14 protein-coding genes are annotated in these 16,477 nt (G+C 66.7%); 7 read left to right on the top strand and 7 right to left on the bottom strand.

Annotated features, from left to right (window positions below):
- Positions 1-21: 21 nt before the first annotated feature.
- From KUV26_RS19015 to KUV26_RS19025, 3 genes are read left to right on the top strand one after another with little or no spacing between them, the layout of a single operon-like run.
- Positions 22-1,383: an aminotransferase class III-fold pyridoxal phosphate-dependent enzyme gene (locus KUV26_RS19015; protein ID WP_222509571.1), complete on the top strand. Its 1,362-nt coding sequence runs from the start codon at positions 22-24 to the stop codon at positions 1,381-1,383.
- Positions 1,384-1,412: 29 nt separating this feature from the next.
- Positions 1,413-2,627 carry an NAD(P)/FAD-dependent oxidoreductase gene (locus tag KUV26_RS19020; RefSeq protein ID WP_222509572.1) on the top strand — a complete coding sequence of 405 codons (1,215 nt, stop codon included), beginning with the start codon at positions 1,413-1,415 and terminating at the stop codon, positions 2,625-2,627.
- A 25-nt stretch (positions 2,628-2,652) separates the two neighbouring features.
- Positions 2,653-3,687 (top strand): GlxA family transcriptional regulator, encoded by a 1,035-nt coding sequence (locus tag KUV26_RS19025; protein ID WP_222509573.1) that lies wholly within the window; start codon positions 2,653-2,655, stop codon positions 3,685-3,687.
- Positions 3,688-3,745: 58 nt separating this feature from the next.
- Here KUV26_RS19025 and KUV26_RS19030 read toward each other — a convergent pair whose 3' ends face one another.
- Positions 3,746-4,642: a LysR substrate-binding domain-containing protein gene (locus tag KUV26_RS19030; protein ID WP_222509574.1), complete on the bottom strand. Its 897-nt coding sequence runs from the start codon at positions 4,640-4,642 to the stop codon at positions 3,746-3,748.
- Positions 4,643-4,744: 102 nt separating this feature from the next.
- On the opposite strand from KUV26_RS19030, the gene KUV26_RS19035 reads away from it, so the two are divergent.
- The 4 genes from KUV26_RS19035 to KUV26_RS19050 are packed head-to-tail and all read left to right on the top strand — an operon-like array spanning position 4,745 to position 9,022.
- Complete coding sequence (locus KUV26_RS19035) at positions 4,745-5,911, top strand: CaiB/BaiF CoA transferase family protein (protein ID WP_222509575.1); 1,167 nt, start codon at positions 4,745-4,747, stop codon at positions 5,909-5,911.
- Positions 5,896-6,729: a MaoC family dehydratase N-terminal domain-containing protein gene (locus KUV26_RS19040; RefSeq protein WP_222509576.1), complete on the top strand. Its 834-nt coding sequence runs from the start codon at positions 5,896-5,898 to the stop codon at positions 6,727-6,729. The genes KUV26_RS19035 and KUV26_RS19040 overlap by 16 nt, the downstream gene beginning before the upstream one ends.
- Positions 6,730-6,770: 41 nt before the next feature.
- Entirely contained in the window at positions 6,771-8,159 is a 1,389-nt protein-coding gene (locus tag KUV26_RS19045) for an MmgE/PrpD family protein (protein WP_222509577.1), read from the top strand.
- Positions 8,156-9,022 carry an HpcH/HpaI aldolase/citrate lyase family protein gene (locus tag KUV26_RS19050; protein WP_222509578.1) on the top strand — a complete coding sequence of 289 codons (867 nt, stop codon included), beginning with the start codon at positions 8,156-8,158 and terminating at the stop codon, positions 9,020-9,022. Before KUV26_RS19045 ends, KUV26_RS19050 begins: the two co-directional genes overlap by 4 nt.
- 44 nt (positions 9,023-9,066) lie before the next feature.
- Here the strand turns inward: KUV26_RS19050 and KUV26_RS19055 are convergent, their stop codons facing one another.
- The 6 genes from KUV26_RS19055 to KUV26_RS19080 form a co-directional block, all read right to left on the bottom strand.
- Positions 9,067-11,262: a glycosyltransferase family 2 protein gene (locus KUV26_RS19055; protein ID WP_222509579.1), complete on the bottom strand. Its 2,196-nt coding sequence runs from the start codon at positions 11,260-11,262 to the stop codon at positions 9,067-9,069.
- Positions 11,252-12,472 carry an HlyD family efflux transporter periplasmic adaptor subunit gene (locus tag KUV26_RS23820; RefSeq protein WP_222509580.1) on the bottom strand — a complete coding sequence of 407 codons (1,221 nt, stop codon included), beginning with the start codon at positions 12,470-12,472 and terminating at the stop codon, positions 11,252-11,254. Before KUV26_RS23820 ends, KUV26_RS19055 begins: the two co-directional genes overlap by 11 nt.
- Before the next feature lie 247 nt (positions 12,473-12,719).
- Complete coding sequence (locus tag KUV26_RS19065; RefSeq protein WP_222509581.1) at positions 12,720-13,478, bottom strand: ATP-binding cassette domain-containing protein; 759 nt, start codon at positions 13,476-13,478, stop codon at positions 12,720-12,722.
- A complete protein-coding gene (locus KUV26_RS19070) occupies positions 13,475-14,419 on the bottom strand; it encodes an iron chelate uptake ABC transporter family permease subunit (RefSeq protein WP_222509582.1) in 945 nt (314 codons plus the stop codon). The genes KUV26_RS19065 and KUV26_RS19070 overlap by 4 nt, the downstream gene beginning before the upstream one ends.
- The gene (locus KUV26_RS19075; protein WP_222509583.1) at positions 14,412-15,398 is read right to left on the bottom strand and encodes an ABC transporter permease; all 987 of its coding nucleotides are present in this window, start codon (positions 15,396-15,398) and stop codon (positions 14,412-14,414) included. Before KUV26_RS19075 ends, KUV26_RS19070 begins: the two co-directional genes overlap by 8 nt.
- The gene (locus tag KUV26_RS19080) at positions 15,391-16,314 is read right to left on the bottom strand and encodes a siderophore ABC transporter substrate-binding protein (RefSeq protein ID WP_222509584.1); all 924 of its coding nucleotides are present in this window, start codon (positions 16,312-16,314) and stop codon (positions 15,391-15,393) included. The genes KUV26_RS19075 and KUV26_RS19080 overlap by 8 nt, the downstream gene beginning before the upstream one ends.
- Positions 16,315-16,477 lie beyond the last annotated feature (163 nt).

Below are 16,477 nucleotides of genomic sequence, written 5' to 3' on the forward strand. Positions count from 1 at the left end.
CCAACCACAGAGACCACACCCATGGACGACTTCTCCACCGAATTCCCCTCGCACGATCCCGCCTGGGTGCAGGACATGCACGCCAACCACTACCTGCAAAGCTGGTCGAAACAGGGGGGCAAGCCCCGTGTCATCACCGGCGCCAGCGGCTCCTGGTTCTGGGACAGCGACGGCAAGCGTTACCTCGACTTCCAGTCCCAGCTGGTCAATGCCAACCTCGGCCACCAGCACCCCAGGATCGTGCAGGCGATCAAGGATCAGGCGGACAAGCTCTGCTACATCGGCCCGGCGATGGGGTCGGACGTGCGGTCGGAACTGGCCGCGCTGATGAATGAGATCACGCCCGCGAACATCTCCTCGACCTTCTTCACCACCGGCGGTTCGGCGGCGAATGAAACCGCGATCCGCCTGGCGCGCCACAAAACCGGCCGCACCAAGATCATCGCCCGCTACCGCAGCTATCACGGCGCGACCGGCGGCACGCTGTCGCTGACCGGCGATCCGCGCCACCACCTCACCCGCGCCGACATGCCGGGCATCGTGCGGATGCTCGACCCCTATGTCTACCGGCTGCCGACCGGCCACAGGGATCCCGCCAACTGCCCGGTTGCCCAGGGCGGCCCGCATCTGGAGGAACTCCTGATGTATGAAAATCCCAACACCGTGGCAGCCGTCATTCTGGAACCCATCGTCGGCACCAACGGCATCCTGGTGCCGCCGGACGGATACCTGCAATCGATCAAGGAAACCTGCGAAAAATACGGCATCCTGCTGATCGCGGACGAGGTCATGGCCGGTTTCGGCCGGACCGGGAAATGGTTTGCCGTCGACCACTGGGCCGTGCAGCCGGATATCATCACCTCGGCCAAGGGCATCAACTCCGGCTATGTCCCGCTGGGCACCATGTCGGTCAGCACCGAACTGCACGACTGGCTGCGCGACTATCCGCTGCCCGGCGGCCTCACCTATGCAGGCCACCCGCTCGCCTGCGCCTCCGGCGTCGCCGCGATCCGCGCCATGCAGGAGGAAGGCACACTGGCTCACGCCACCGCGATGGGCGAGAAGATGCGGGCGGAGCTGCACAGGCTGGCCGAGAAGCACCCCTCGATCGGGGACATCCGCGGCAAGGGCATGTTCAACGGCATCGAACTGGTCAGGAACCGCGACACCCGCGAGCCGCTGGTGCCGTTCGCGGCCAAGGGCGCGGACGCCAAGCCGATGAGCGACATGATGAGCTTTGCGATGAACGAAGGCCTGTACCTGTCCTTCTACTCGAATGTCATCCGCCTGACCCCGCCGCTCAACATCAGCGAGGAGGACCTGACGACAGGGCTCGAAATCCTGGACCGCACCCTGGAAATCGCTGACCGGGAATGCGCCTGAGCGCGCATTTCCAGCCAAAGGAAGATCACATGAGCACCCATGGGGTTATCATTGCCGGAGCGGGGCAAGCCGGTTGTTCCGCTGCGGTCAAGCTGCGCAATCTCGGGTATGAAAGGCCCATCACCCTGATCGGTGACGAACCGCATCCTCCGTACCAGCGGCCGCCCTTGTCCAAGGCCTATCTGCTGGGGGACCTGCCGCGCGAGCGCTTGTTCCTTCGTCCCGAGACCTATTACCGCGAGTATCAGATCACACTGAGGCTGAACGAGCCTGTTACGGGCATTTCGGCCGCCAGCCGGACCATCGGCTGCGGGACCGAAACACTCCCCTACGACCACTTGATCCTCGCAACAGGCGCCGCTCCCAGGCGGCTTCCCGGGGAGCTCGGAGGCCGCCTGCCCGGCACCTACACAATCCGCAGCATGGCCGATATCGACGCCATTGCGCCCGAGTTCGAACCGGGCCGCAGGCTGGTCATCGCCGGCGGCGGCTACATCGGGCTGGAAGTGGCGGCTGTCGCCGCCAAGCTGAACCTTGAGGTCACGCTGATCGAGGCGGCGCCGCGCATCCTGCAGCGCGTTGCGGCACCGGAAACCGCCGCCTTCTTCCGCGAGCTGCACCGGTCCAACGGAGTCCGGATCCTCGAAGACACCCAGCTGGCGCGCGTCACGGGCAGCGGCCGCGCCACCGGCGTGGAACTCGCCGGCGGCGAAGTGATTGCTGCCGATTTCGTTGTTTTCGGGATCGGTGTCACCCCGGAAACCAGCCTGGCCGCCAAGGCGGGGCTGGCGGTGGAAAACGGCATTTGCACCGATGCCCGAGGCCGCAGCTCCGATCCGCATATCTGGGCCGCCGGCGATTGCGCGTCCCTGCCCTTCCGGGGCAGCAGAATCCGTCTCGAGAGCGTCGGCAACGCTATCGATCAGGCCGAAGTGATTGCCGCGAACATCGCCGGAATCCCCACTGTCTATGACCCCAAACCGTGGTTCTGGTCCGATCAGTACGACGTCAAGCTGCAGATCGCAGGCCTCAATGCCGGATACGACAGCACCGTCACGCGCGCCGCGCCCGACGGGGGCGTCTCGGTCTGGTACTACCGGGAGAACACCCTGATCGCCGCCGATGCCATGAACGACCCGCGCGCCTACATGATCGCAAAACGGCTGATAGACGCCGGGAAATCCGCCTCGCCCGACCTAGTGGGCGACCCCGGCAGCGATCTCAGAACGCTCCTGAAAACCTGAACCGCAGCAGAAAGGGACGTCACAGATGTATTTGGACCCCAAATCCGCGGCCGGGTTCCGCTGCGACGAAGCCCCCTGCGCTGCCGAGACAGCCGGCCTACGCCATTTCCAGTTCCTGCTCCTTTCCGGCGCGAACATGCTGGATTTCACCGCGGCCATCGAACCCTTCCGCGTGCTCAACAGCCTGACCGACGCGCCCGCCTATTCCTGGTCAGTGGTTTCCGAAACCGGCGAGCCGGTTGCCTGTTCAAACGGAATCAGCTTCCCGGTCGGCGGCCGTCTGGCGGCGGCCCGGCAGCCGGACTGCCTGGTCGTGTGCTCGGGCGGCACAGGCTATATGGAGGCCTCGGCACAGACATTGCAGTGGCTGCGCAGGCATGGGCGCTTCGGGGGGGCGGTGGCGGCTATCGGCACCGGCGCCTTCACGCTTGCCCGGGCCGGGCTTGCGGCCGATGCCGACCTGACCCTGCACTGGTCGCTGTTCCCGGTGTTCGAGGAAACGTTCCAGGACATTAACTGCCGCAACGCGCGCACCCTGTCCGGCGACACGTTTTCCTGCAGCGCCGGCGGCAGCGCCAGCCTGGATTTCGCTCTCTCGGCGATCCAGGAGGACTTCGGCTTTGAGACCGCCCGACGCGTTGCCGAATTCTGTCTGCACGACTTCGGCACCGACCACAGCCGCGCGCAGCGGCATCCGGTTTCCAAGCGGGTCGGCAGCCGCCATCCCGCGATCGTGAGCCTTGTGAACAAGATGGAACAGACCATTCACAGCCCGGTGCCGCTCAGCGATCTGGTCAGGGAGGAGTCCATTTCCATGCGCCAGATCGAACGCCTGTTCAAACGGCACCTGGAGACGACCCCTTTGCAGTATTACCGCAATCTGAGGCTGGATCGCGCCCGCGCGCTGCTGCTGGGGACCGACATGTCCATCCTTGAGACGGCCGTGGCCACCGGTTTCGCCAGCGTTGCCAATTTCTCGAAACACTACTGCCGCCGCTTCGGGGAGCGGCCAACCGCCGACCGCAAGGCCGTGGCCTCCCGCAGCGCCCCGTCCTGTTAGCGCCCGGCGCTCTTTCGGCCCTTGCGCCGCAGCAATGGCGCGCCCTCGGCCCCGCCCGCTATTTGGCGATTTCACCAAGCAGCCAATCCCAGAACGCCCGCACCCTCGGCTGGCGCTGCCGGTGGGACACGGCACTCATGAAATAGCGGGGCGCTGGCGGCAGCATTTCCGGCGGCAGTTCGAACGGCATGCACAAACGCCCCTCCGCCAGCATTCGCTCGGCATTGGCACGGTTGCCCAGAGCAACGCCGCTGCCCCGCGCGGCCGCCTCAAACGCGTGAAGCGAATAGCTGACCGAAAGAAACCGCTGATGTTTAAGCCAGGACCGCCCCGCCAGGATCTTCTTCCACGACGTCAGGCGGCGCTCAGTCTCGATCAGGGTCACCCCCTCAAGGTCGTCCAATCCCGCGATGCCATGCGTTTCCGCATAGCCCGCACTGGTCAAGGCAACCACTTCATCGGACAGGACCTGCATCGAAACCAGATCCGGATCCGGCTCGAACCGGTATTCGATGGCAATGTCCACGCCGCGTTCTTCGGGATTGAACGTCATCCGGTCCAGAAGCCGGACATCATATTCCGGGAAAGCCTCCGAAAAACCGCTCAGCTTGGGTATCAGCCACATCGTCGTCAGCGTTGGCGGGGCCGCAACCGTCAGCACTTCGCGCTGCGATTCCTGGGTCGCAACAGACGTGGCACGGCTGATCGCCTCCAGGCCCGGGCGCACTTCGGTCAGGTAGTCGCGGGCGCCTTCGGTCAAAACCAGGTTGCGCCCTCTGCGGATGAACAGCGGCGCCCCAAGAAAGCCTTCGAGCTTGTCCAGCTGGTGGCTCACCGCCGGCGGGGTGACATTCAGCTCGGCGGCGGCCGCGCGCACCCCGCCCAGCCTGGCCACGGTTTCAAACACATGCAGCGCATGCAGCGCATGCAGCGGAGGAAGTCTGTGAATCGCCATGCTGTTAGAAATAACTAAACAGAAACAGCACAAGCAATGAATTTTCTTCCATTCGGCCGCATTGTAAACCGTTGCGGGACAAGCCGAAGCTAGGACACTGAAATGAAGCCGCTTGAAGATATCACCGTGGTCTCCGTCGAACAGGCTCTGGCAGCGCCGCTGTGCACGGCACGGCTGGCCGAAGCCGGCGCGCGGGTCATCAAGATCGAACGCACGGAAGGCGACTTTGCCCGCGGCTATGACCGCGCGGCCAGAGGCTCCAGCTCCTATTTCGCCTGGACGAACCAGGGCAAGGAATCGCTGGCACTGGATTTTCGCGCCCCGGAAGACGCCGCACTGCTGGACCGGATCATTGCCTGCGCCGATGTCTTCATTCAGAATCTGGCGCCCGGCGCCATGGCCCGCGCCGGTTTCGGTTCGGCGGACCTGCGCCGGAGACACCCGCAGCTGATCACGGTGGACATCACCGGCTACGGCGAAAGCGAAGCGGTCAAGCACCTGAAGGCCTATGATTTTCTCATTCAGGCGGAATCCGGCCTCACCGGCGTCAGCGGCGGCGCGAATGAAATGGGGCGGATCGGCGTTTCCATCTGCGACATCGGCGCCGGCATGACCTGTCACGCCGCCGTGCTGGAGGCGCTGATGCGCCGCGGGCGCACCGGCGAGGGCGCGGCAGTGGCCGTCTCCCTGTTCGACGTTGCCGCCGACTGGATGAGCGTCCCGCTCATTCACAGCGAACACGGCGCCGGCGCCCCCAAGCGGGTGGGACTGCGCCACCCCAGCATGGCCCCCTACGGAGCGTTTGAGACCCGCGAAGACGCCCTGACCCTGATCGCCATCCAGAACGAGCGCGAATGGCAGCGGTTCTGCCGGGACGTCCTGCGTTCTGACTCCGCCGGAAAAGACCCGCGATTTGCCTCCAACAACAGCCGGGTGGCCAACCGCGGCGCGCTGGAGCAGCTGATCGCCCGGGTGTCCCGCGAGCTGACCCTCGAAGAATTCCGCAGCCGGCTTGCCGCGGCAAACATCGCCTTCGGGGCCGTCAACAGCGTCGAGGACCTGGGCCGGCACCCCGCGTTGCGCCGCCGCGACGTGACAACTGAAGACAACGAGACGATCGCGATCCCGGCTGCGCCGATCCGCTGGCTGGACGCTGAGCACTCCAGCCCGCCTTCCGCCGCCCCGGCGATCAACCAGCACGGCGCCGCCCTGCGCGCTGAATTCGCCAGACCGAAGCAAGAGGTTCATAACAGATGCCGCAATCCGTAGACTCCTGGATCGGACGCTCTGAAACCCATCACGACACCCTGCGCGCCGAACCTGCCCGCTTCATGCAGGCCACCATCGGCCGGGACCCGGCGCTGCAAGCCGGGGATGCGCTGCCTCCGCTTTGGCACTGGCTCTATTTTCTCGAAGCCAAGCCGCTCAGCGAGCTCGGCCGCGACGGCCACCCGGAAAAGGGCGGCTTCCTGCCGCCGGTCGCCCTGCCCCGCCGCATGTGGGCCGGCGGCAGGTTCGCTTTCCATGCCGGCATCCCGCTCGGCTCCCGGGCCAGCAAGCGCTCCACCATCAAGCACATTGCCGAAAAGAACGGGCGCAGCGGCGCGCTGTGCTTCGTGACCGTCCTGCACGAACTGTTCCTGGAGGACGGTACGCTTGCCCTGACCGAGGAGCACGACATTGTCTACCGCGAAGACCCGTGTCCGGACGCGCCGCAGCCTGCCGCCGCTCAAGCTCCGGCCAGCGCGGAGGTCATGGAAACCGTTTCGCCGTCCCAGGTCATGCTTTTCCGCTACTCCGCCCTGACCTTCAACGGGCACCGGGTCCACTATGACGTCGACTACGCCCGCGCCGTCGAAGGCTACGGCGGGCTTGTCTTCCATGGGCCGCTGACCGCCACCCTGCTGATCGATCTTGCGCAGCGCACCATGGGGAAAACACCGAAAACCTTCGCGTTCCGGGGGCTTGCGCCTCTGGCCGGGATGGATCCGTTCCAGCTCGCAGGCAACCGCGAAAACGACGCCATGCAGCTTTGGGCCCGCCGTCACGACGGGGTCAAGGCGATGCAGGCGACAGCAGCTTTCTAAGGTCCCGGCCAATGCAACCGAAACCCGACACTGATCCAGCCATGGCAAAGCCCAACGTGCTGAACTTCTCCGAGCGGCTCGCCTCATGGGCCGCGCAGGCCGAGCTGGGCATTGATGAATACGTCAGGGAACAGGCCCGGTTCACCCTGATCGACACGCTGTCCTGCATGGTGCTCGGCGCGGCGGCGCGTCAGGCCGTTGCCGCATCCGATGCGATGCTGTTCGGCCTGAAACAAGGCTCGGTGCCCCCGGTCGGCGGCGGCAGCATGCTGTCGATAACCGGCGCGGCGCTGGCCAACGGCGCGCGGGCGGCGGCCCTCGACTTCGACGACTATGAACTGTCCGGGTCGAGCCATGCCAGCGCGCCGGTGCTCAGCGCTCTGCTGAGCCTGGCGCACAAGGTGCCGATGACAATCGACCAGATCAGCGATGCCTGGATTGTCGGGTACGAGACCATCATCTGGATGGGCAAGGCGCTGGGATACGGCCATTACGACATCGGCTGGCACTCCACCTCCACCCTGGGCCCGATCGGAACCGCAGCGGCGGTTTCCAAGGCGCTGGGGCTGACGGCGCGCCAGATGTCCAATGCCATGGCGCTGGCGGCCTCCTCCTCCTCCGGCCTGCTGACCCAGATCGGCTATGACGCCAAGGCCCTCCATACCGGGCTGGCGGCCGAGGCCGGCCTGCGCGCCGCGCTGCTTGGCCGCGCGGACGCCACCGGGAACTGCAACCTCTGGGACTCCGAATTCGGCTTCACCAAGGTTTACGGCACGCCGGAATCGATCGGGTTCCGCGAAATGATGAAGACAATGGAACTGGGGCAGGCCGTCAGGCAGTACCCGGTCATCCGTAAGCTCTGGCCCAGCTGCGCCTACACCCAGCGTCCCATTCATGGCGCGATTGAACTGAGCCGGCAGATTCAAAGGCCCAGCGACATCGCATCGGTCAATATCCGCATGCCGGCGCCCTTCCACCGCGTTGCCGGCTTCGGCGTGCCCGGCAACGATGCCGAAGCCCGCTTCTCGGTCCGCTACTGCACCGCCGTCGGCCTGCTGGAAGGCAGAGTGACGCCCGGCGACTTCGGCCCCGAAGGCTTCAACGATCCCCGGCGCCGGGAGCTGGCGGCATCGATCGAACTGGAGCTCTATGACCTGCCGAAGGGCGATACCGGCGATATCGGCCCCACCACGCCCGAAAGGATCACCATCGGACTGAAAAGCGGCCGGGTGATCAGCCACGACATGACCTTTGTTCCGGGCGGCTCGTCCATGCCGATGACCGAAGCCGATCTGATGCAGAAGGTTCAGGCCTGCGGCTGCTCCGCAGAGCTTGCCCGGGCCTATCTCTCGGCGGACGGCGCCACCCCCTTGCTGGACACCGGATTGCTGGATCAGGTCTCGCCATCGTTGAGAGCGGCCGCCAGATGAAACCCGCCGCCCTCAGATCGCTGCTCTACATTCCCGGCCATGTCGAGGCCTATGTCGGCAAGGCGGCCGCAACCGCGGCGGATGTCGTAATCCTGGATCTTGAAGACGCTGTGCCGCCAGCAGGAAAGGACCAGGCGCGGCAGATGCTCCCGGCCGCTGCAGCCCGTCTGCATGACAGGGGTAAAGCCGTGGCCGTGCGGATAAACAACGAGGACTCGCTGGTGGACGACGATCTCGAAGCGGCCACCGGGGCCGGGGCCGATTTCGTGATCCTGCCCAAGGTGGAAGACCCGGCATTTGTGCGGCAAGCCGCCAAATTCATCTCAGCCGAGGGGTGCGACGGCCTCTCCCTGATCGGCCTGATCGAAAGCCCGGCCGGTCTGCTCAATGCGCCTGCCATTGCCGCGGCCCACCCGCGCTTGATTGCCCTGAACCTCGGCACCGAGGATTTCTGCCTGGAAATGGGCATGGAGCCGGACTGGGACAGCCTGCTGTACCCGAGCCAGCAGATCGTGACCGCAGCGCGCGCCGCCGGCAAGATCCCCCTGGGCTATGCCGGCAGCATCGCCCGGTACAACGACATCGGCGCGTTCAGCACGACAGCGGAAAGATCCGCACGGCTCGGATTCGAAGGCGGCTTTGCAATCCACCCGTCACAGGTGTCCCCGCTGAACGCCGCATTCACTCCTTCCGAAGGCGCCGTGACGCACGCCAGACGGATTGTCGAAGCCTACGAAAAATCCCTCGCCAAGGGCCTGGGCGCCGTTTCGCTCGACAACAAGATGATTGACCTGCCGGTGGTCGAGAAAGCCCGGCGCGTGCTGCGGCTCAGCGCCGGGGCCGGACCCCCGGCCCGCGGATAGCGGCAGGGCGCAACAGCGCGACGCGGCCATTCCGGCGGGCGGGCTCAGGCGGCAGAACTGTCTTTCCTGCCCGCTTCCTGGGCCTGCAGCACCGCACGCCATTCGTCATCCAGGGCCGGCTCGGTCTGCACCTGCAGCGCCCGCAGCCAATCGGGCACCTCCGCGCGGGCGGCAGACCGGCCGCCCTGCGGCACCGCCGGGACGGATTTTTCGCGCGCCACAATGCTCTGCAGCATGGCGAACCCGATCTGCCAGCCATCCTGATCTTCGAACTTGCGCACCCGGTCCATGGTAAACAGCTTGCGGATCAGGCGCCGGCGCACCAGTGCCGCATCCGCTGCAACGTGCTCCTGCCGGGCCTCCGGCAGCTCCTGCGCCGCGGGCAGCGCAAAGGACAGCCCGGCGCGCAGGCTGCCGTTTGTCTCCTGGAATACGCGGCGGAACTGTGCCGGCACGACTCCGGCACCGGCGATCTCCACGCCGATCCACTCACCGGCCTCCGGCAGCCACGCCGGGTCCGGCTGCAGCTCCACCTGCATACCGTTCAGCGACATGTCATGGCTTGCACCCGGGGCCTGCGCGCCCCCCTCCCTGTGCAGCACCACGGGTTCATGCAGCTCAAACCGCTCCTCGCTGCGCAGCAGCGGCGGCGTGATGGCGATTTTCGCCACCAGCAGCAGCACGATCATGTTGACGATCGACCAGAAGGTGACGACCGGCATCAGGTGGCTGAAGGCGATGATCTGGTGGTTGTAGCTGGAATTGATCGCCAGGCCGGCCGTCATCAGGCCGCACAGCAGCAGACAGATGGCAACCGTTGCGGTGTCCTGTATCTCGGTTCCCTCGCCGCCCTTGGGCGTGACCTTGAACGCATGGCCATGCGGCTTCAGCAACGTGGCAACCACGACCGGCAGCAGCCGGAAAGCCTGCAGCACGCCATGCGCCATCGTCGCCAGCGGATGATATTTTCCGGGCGCGAAATGCCGGACCGCGGCAATGGCCGCGACAATCGCGGGTATCTGGTAGGACATCACGGTGTCTGCAGAGGAATTGACCAGCGGCGGCACGCCCGTCAGCAGGAAAACCGCCGGCGTCACCATGGCAAGGGTCTGGCCGAAGGACTGGGTGATCCAGTGGAACGGCAGAAAGAACAGGCGCTCGTGCCATTTCAGCCCCGGCCCGCCAAAAGGGCCTTCGCGCAGGAACATGATCTGTATCGCGCCGCGCGCCCACCGCGCCCGCTGGATGAAAAAGGCGTTGATGTTCTCCGGCGCCAGGCCGAACGCCAGCCGCTCATCCAGATAGCGGGTGACATAGCCCTTGCGCTTCAGGGCAAGCGTCAGCAGCATGTCCTCGGTGATCGAGCCGGAGGGCAGCTTGTTGCCGATCTCCTCCAGCGCGCTGCGCCGCACGATGCCGTTGGACCCGCAGCAGAAGGCGCAGTCATAGCCGTCGCGCCCCGGCATGATCGCTTCGAAGAAGAAGCGCTGGTCGTCGGGCATGACCTTGCTCATGTTCAGCGACGCCTGCATCGGATCGGGGTTGAAGAAGTTGTGCGGGATCTGAACGATCCCGATTTCAGGATCCGCAAAGAACCCCATCGCCCGGTAAAGGAAATTCCGCTGCGGTATGAAATCCGCATCCAGCACCAGGAAGAAGGGGGCGGAGGTGCGCGCGACCGCGGCATTGATATTGCCGGCCTTGGCATGGGCGTTGTCGGCGCGAGTCAGATAGCCGGCCCCCAGCCGTTCGCTCATGCGCTGCAGCCAGCCGCGCCGCCCGTCATCCAGCACCCAGACATTGAGCTTTGCCTGCGGCCAGTCCAGCTCCACGGCGCCGACAATTGTCTTCTCCAGCACCTCGGCGGGCTCGTTGTAGGTGGCAATGAAAACGTCAACCTCGGGCAGATCCGCAGCAGGCATGGCGCGCAGCCGCGCCTCGTGGAGGTCCGCTTCCGGCGTGCGGTTGGTCCGGCGCAGCATGTAGGCATACAGCACAGCGGTATCGAGCCAGGCCAGCATCTCGACGATGAAGACCGACCAGACAAACAGACCGGTGACGCTGAAAACGCCCGCCGGCAGCACCGTCTCGAACAGCCGCCACTCCAGATAGCGCAGGATCACCACGGCCAGCCCTGCCACCACCAGCCGGTCGGCCCAGTGGCTGTTCTGCCACCGGTTGCCGAACAGCAGGATCGCCGCAGTAATCAGCAGCAGGGGGACAAGGGATTCAGCCTGCATCCGGAGGGCCGCCCTCCTCAGGGGACAACGCACCGGCGAGCGGCGGCGCGATGCCGCGCAGCAGTTCCTCGAACCAGAGGCCCGCAACCGTCAGCATGCTGCCGAAACCGCGGTCAAAGCGCACTTCGGCGGTGCGCCCGACATCGCAGAAATTCTGCGCCACGCCCGCCTTCGCCACATCCGCCGGGGCAAGGCGCAGCATCACCGACAGGCTGCCTTCGGTGAGGTTCTCCGGCTCGGCGGCGAGCAGCCCGGTGGCCCGCTGGCTGCCGGCGCCCCGCAGCGCCTCGACGGTGGCGTGGAACGACTGGTCAGAGCCGCGCAGCCGCACCCGCGCGGTATCGCCGGGGCGGATGGCCTCAAACGCGGTTTCATGCACGAACACCTCGACGAACCTGCGCGAGCAATCGAGCAGCTGCAGAACTTCGTCCCCCGAGGCAATCACCGCCCCCTTGGCCGGGGTTGCCGACCAGACCACCGTGCCGGTGGGCAGTTGCGGGGCAAACCGGTCAAACCGGTCCACTTCCTTGCGCAGCGCCTCCGCCTCCTGCAGAAGGCCGGCGCGCTGTGCGGCGGCCCGGGCTTTGCGGCCCTTGAGGTCTGCCAGCCGGATCGCGACCTCGTCCCGGCGCTGCCGGGCATAGCTGCCGTCCTCGGTGCCCAGCCCCGGCAGGATGCCGTCCTTGATCCCGGCCATGCTCCGCACCGTTTCCTCCACCGCCGCAGCCAGCCGGATCACCTCGCCGTTTGCCTCCGCCGCGAGCGAAACCGCCGTGTCGGCCTGGGTCTGCGGCACCGACCCGTTGTCCGACAACCGGCCGAGCCTCTCGGCATCCCGCGCCAGCCGCTCCTGCCGCTCGCGCGCGGCCGCCAGCTCACCGCGCAATCCGCTCAGCTGCGCCTCCAGCACCTGCCGGGCCAGCGTCTGCACCTGCCCCATCCGAACCAGAAGCTGCTGGTCGAGCCGGGTCAGGGCGGCAATTTCCCTGCTGATCGAAGTCTCTTCACGGGACAGGATCCCGATTCTGGCTTCCAGCCGCGCAAGCTCGGTCCGGCTGGAGCGCGACGCCTGCAGCTCGACGATTGCCGTGGCCGGCAGCACAGGCGTCGCAGGCGCCAGCGCGTCCGACATCAGCGCACCGTCAAAAGGGCTTTTGACGGAAATGATGGGTGCGTTGACCACCGCGGCCCGTGAAATATAACTCGTCACGTGCGGTGCAAATATCATGAACGCGGCACCAAGGCAGGCAATGCCTGCCGCAACCCGCGCCGTTCGCTTCAGCTTCATGGTGGGACCCGGCGCCTGTGAAAATGCAATAAACCGTTGCACGGCCGCGTTAACTTTGAGTTGCCGCCGCAGCGCCGCCAAGCTGCGTTTAACTAAAATGCCACCGATCAGGCGCCGTTCAGCCCCGCGCCTGCAGGGATTTGCCGCTTCCGGGCAGCCGCTTTGGCCGCTACCGGTGGTACTGCGCGAACGGCCGCCCGTCCAATAGGGTGAGCATCACCGGCGTCCGGTACAGCGCGGTCAGCCGCTCCGCCGTGGCGGCCTCCGCCACCGGCCCCTGAAAGGCAACCCGCCCGCCCTGCAGCGCAACCACATGATCCGACCAGCTGATCGCGTAATTCAGGTCATGCACCACGATCACAATGCCCTTGCCCCGCGCTTGGGCAAGTTGGCGCAGCTGCGCCATCAGGTTGCGGGCGTGGTGCAGGTCGAGATTGTTCAGCGGCTCGTCCAGCAGCAGCCAGTCCGTGTCCTGCGCATAGGCCATCGCGATGAAGGCCCGCTGCCGCTGGCCGCCCGACAGCTCATCCAGAAACCGCTGCTCCAGCCCCTCGAGGCCGAACAGCGCCACCGCATCGCGGACCGCGGCGCGGTCCGCCGCGCCAAGCCGCCCCCGGCAGTGCGGCCAGCGGCCGAAGCCGATCAGGTCCCGGACCCGGACCCGGCTGCCGACGCTGGCCTGCTGCGCCACCACCGCCATCCTGCGGGCCAGCTGCGAAGGCTCCGCCTGCAGCAGGTCCTGCCCGTCCAGCCGGATGCTGCCGCCGGCAGGCGCCAGCTGCCGGGCGATCAGGTTCAGCAGCGTCGACTTGCCCGCGCCGTTGGGGCCGATCAGCGCGGTGATCCGGCCCGCCGGAATTGCGGCGTCAATGCCGTGCAGGATGGGATGCGCAGCGGGGCCGAAGCGGAGGCCTGAGATTTCAATCACCGGATTTTGCCTTTCACCAGCAGGAACAGGAATAGGAAGCCGCCGCAGAACTCGATGACAACCGCCAGGGTGGATTGCAGATGCAGCAGGCGCTCGAACACGGTCTGGCCCGCCACCAGAATGAGCGCCCCGATGAGCGCCGCGGCGGGCAGCAGCAGCGCGTGGCGGTGGCTCTGCATCAGGCTGTGGGCAAGGCTGGAGACCAGCAGCCCCAGAAAGGCCATCGGCCCGACCAGCGCGGTCGCGACCGAGACCAGCGCCGCAATCAGGCACAGCACCCGCAGCTGCAGCCGGTCATAGGCCACGCCCAGGCTGCGCGCCGGACCGCGGCCCAGGGCGGCCACGTCCAGCACATGGTGATTGCGCAGGAGCCATAGGCCCGCCAGCGCCATCAGCCCCAGCCCCGCGAGCAGCGCAGCGCGGTCGATGCCGCTGAACTGGGCAAACATCCGGGCCTCGACCATGGTGAATTCCGACGGGTCCATCAGCCGCTGCAGAAAGGCGGTGAGGGTGCGGAACATCACCCCCAGCACCACACCCGCCAGCACCATCAGCTGGATGTCATGGCGGGTGCGGCCCAGCAGGGCGGTGAACAGCGCCAGCGCCGCCGCCAGCATCACCGCGGTCTCCAGCGCGAACCCCGGCAGGCCGCTGATACGGCTGGCGCCCGCAGCCCCCAGCCCCGCCACCAGACCGGTCTGCAGCAGCAGGAACAGCGCATCAAACCCCATGATAGAAGGCGTCAGGATGCGGTTCTGGCTGAGGGTCTGGAACAGCACCGTCGCCACCCCGGCCGCGGCGCCCACCGCCAGCAGCGCCGCCAGCTTGACCAGCCGCAGCTCCAGGATATAGGCGCTCGGCCCGCGCAGCCCCCAGAACAAGAACAGCGCCGCTGCCGCCGCCAGCAGGCCGCCCAGGGCAACAAGCCGCCGCTCAGCCATCGGCCCGCCGCCCCAGCAGCAGATAGAGGAACACCGCGGCGCCGAAGATGCCGAAAACGGTGCCGGCCGGGATCTCGTAGGGATAGCGCAGCAGCCGCCCCAGAATATCGCAGATCAGCAGCAGCCCGGCGCCGGCAGCGGCCACCACGGGCAGGCTTTCGCGCAGGTTGTCGCCCATCAGGCGCGACACCAGATTGGGCACCACCAGCCCGACGAAGGGCAGCATTCCAACGGTCACGATCACCAGCGACGACACCAGCGACACGGTGACGATGCCGAACCCCAGCACCTGCCCGTAGCGCAGGCCCAGGTTCAGGCTGACGTCACGGCCCAGGCCCGCGATGGTGAACTGGTCGGCCGCGAAATAGCTCAGCAGCGCCAGCCCGCCCGCCAGCCACAACAGCTCGTAGCGCCCCGCCAGGATGCCGGAGAACTCGCCGCTCATCCAGACGCCAAGGTATTGCAGCAGCCCGCCCTCGATGGCGATGAAGGTGGCGCAGGCCATCAGCAGCCCGCCATAGATCAGGCCGGAAAGCGGGATCAGCAGCACCTGCTGCGGCGGGATGCGGCGGGCCAGCAGCATGAACACGCCGGTGCCCGCCAGCGCCGCCGCCGCCGCCGCCAGCATCTTGACCGGTATGGGGGCGGCAGGCGCCAGCAGCGTCACCGCCAACAGGCCCAGCATCGCCGCCTCGCTGGTGCCGGTGGTGCCCGGCTCGACAAACCTGTTGCGCACCAGGAGCTGCATGATCACCCCCGCCACCGCCATCGCGGCGCCGGTCAGCAGCACCGCGGCGGTGCGCGGGATGCGGCTGACGGCCAGCACCTGCAGCGCCTGCGGATCGCTCAGCAAGGAGCCAAGCGGCAGCGGCCCGGCCCCCACCAGCAGGCTGACCACGGCCAACGGCACCAGCAGCACCGCCGCCAGCAGCAGCCAGCGGCGCGGCGCAGCTGAAACGGGGGCGGTCAGATCAGCCACCAGCTTTAACGCCCTGCGCAAACCCGCTGCGGATTTCCTCCAGCGTGGCCGTCATCGACTGGATGCCGCCGCCCGCCACATAGACATTCGCGGGGTTCAGATAGATCACCTGCCCCGTCTTCCAGGCCGTGGTGCCAGCCACCAGCGCATTGTCCAGCGTGACCTTTGCGGCCTGATTGCTCTGCCCCAGCGCCAGCGCCCGGTCGACCACGATCAGCCAGTCGGGATCGGCGGCGGCAATGAACTCGAACGACACCGCCTCGCCATGGGTCTGCGCATCCAGATCCGGCACCGCCTCCGGCAGCTCCAGCGCCTGGTGCAGCCAGCCGAACCGCGAATGCGCGCCATAGGCCGAGACCCGCGGCCCGTTCGTCATCACGATCAGCGCATCGCCGCGCCCTGCCACCGCCGCCCTGGCGTCCTCCAGCCGGGCGTTGAAGGCCGCCTCCAGGTCTGCCGCCTGCGCTTCGCGCCCGGTCAGCCGGCCATAGTCCCGCAGCCGCGCCAGCGCCTGCACCGTCAGGTCGGTGCCCCAGATCGTCATATCGATGGCCGGCGCGATCTCCGACAGCGGCGCCACCTGGGTTGAGGACCGCCCGCCCGCCACAATGAGATCCGGCGCCAGCATGGCGATCGCCTCGTAATCCGGCTCGAACAGCGTGCCCGCGGAGGCCGCCTTTGCCTGCAAACCGTCCAGATAGCTGACATACATGTTGGCAGGCACCCCGGCGGGCTGCACTCCGAGCGCCGCCAGCGTGTCCGCGGCCGCGATGTCCAGAACCACGATTCTTTCAGGAATTTCAGGCAGCTCGACGCGGCCCCGTGCCGTTTCTATGGTTACTTCCTGCGCCGCCGCCGCGCCTGCCAGCGCGAAAAAAACCGGTGCGGCCAGTTGCAAAACCTTCCAATGTGCCATTTCCTGTCCTCTGAAGAGATGGAATTTGGCTGGCTGTGACGGCTTGCTCAAAATCAAGGGGGGCTTACTGGCTAGTGCTGCAAAAGTCCAGATCCGCTGTTCCGCCGCCGCATGCGTCCTGGCGGCCTGCTGCCGCGGCAGTCAGGCGAAGGCGCGCAAATCA

Source organism: Leisingera daeponensis (assembly GCF_019801465.1).
Classification (GTDB): domain Bacteria; phylum Pseudomonadota; class Alphaproteobacteria; order Rhodobacterales; family Rhodobacteraceae; genus Leisingera; species Leisingera daeponensis_A.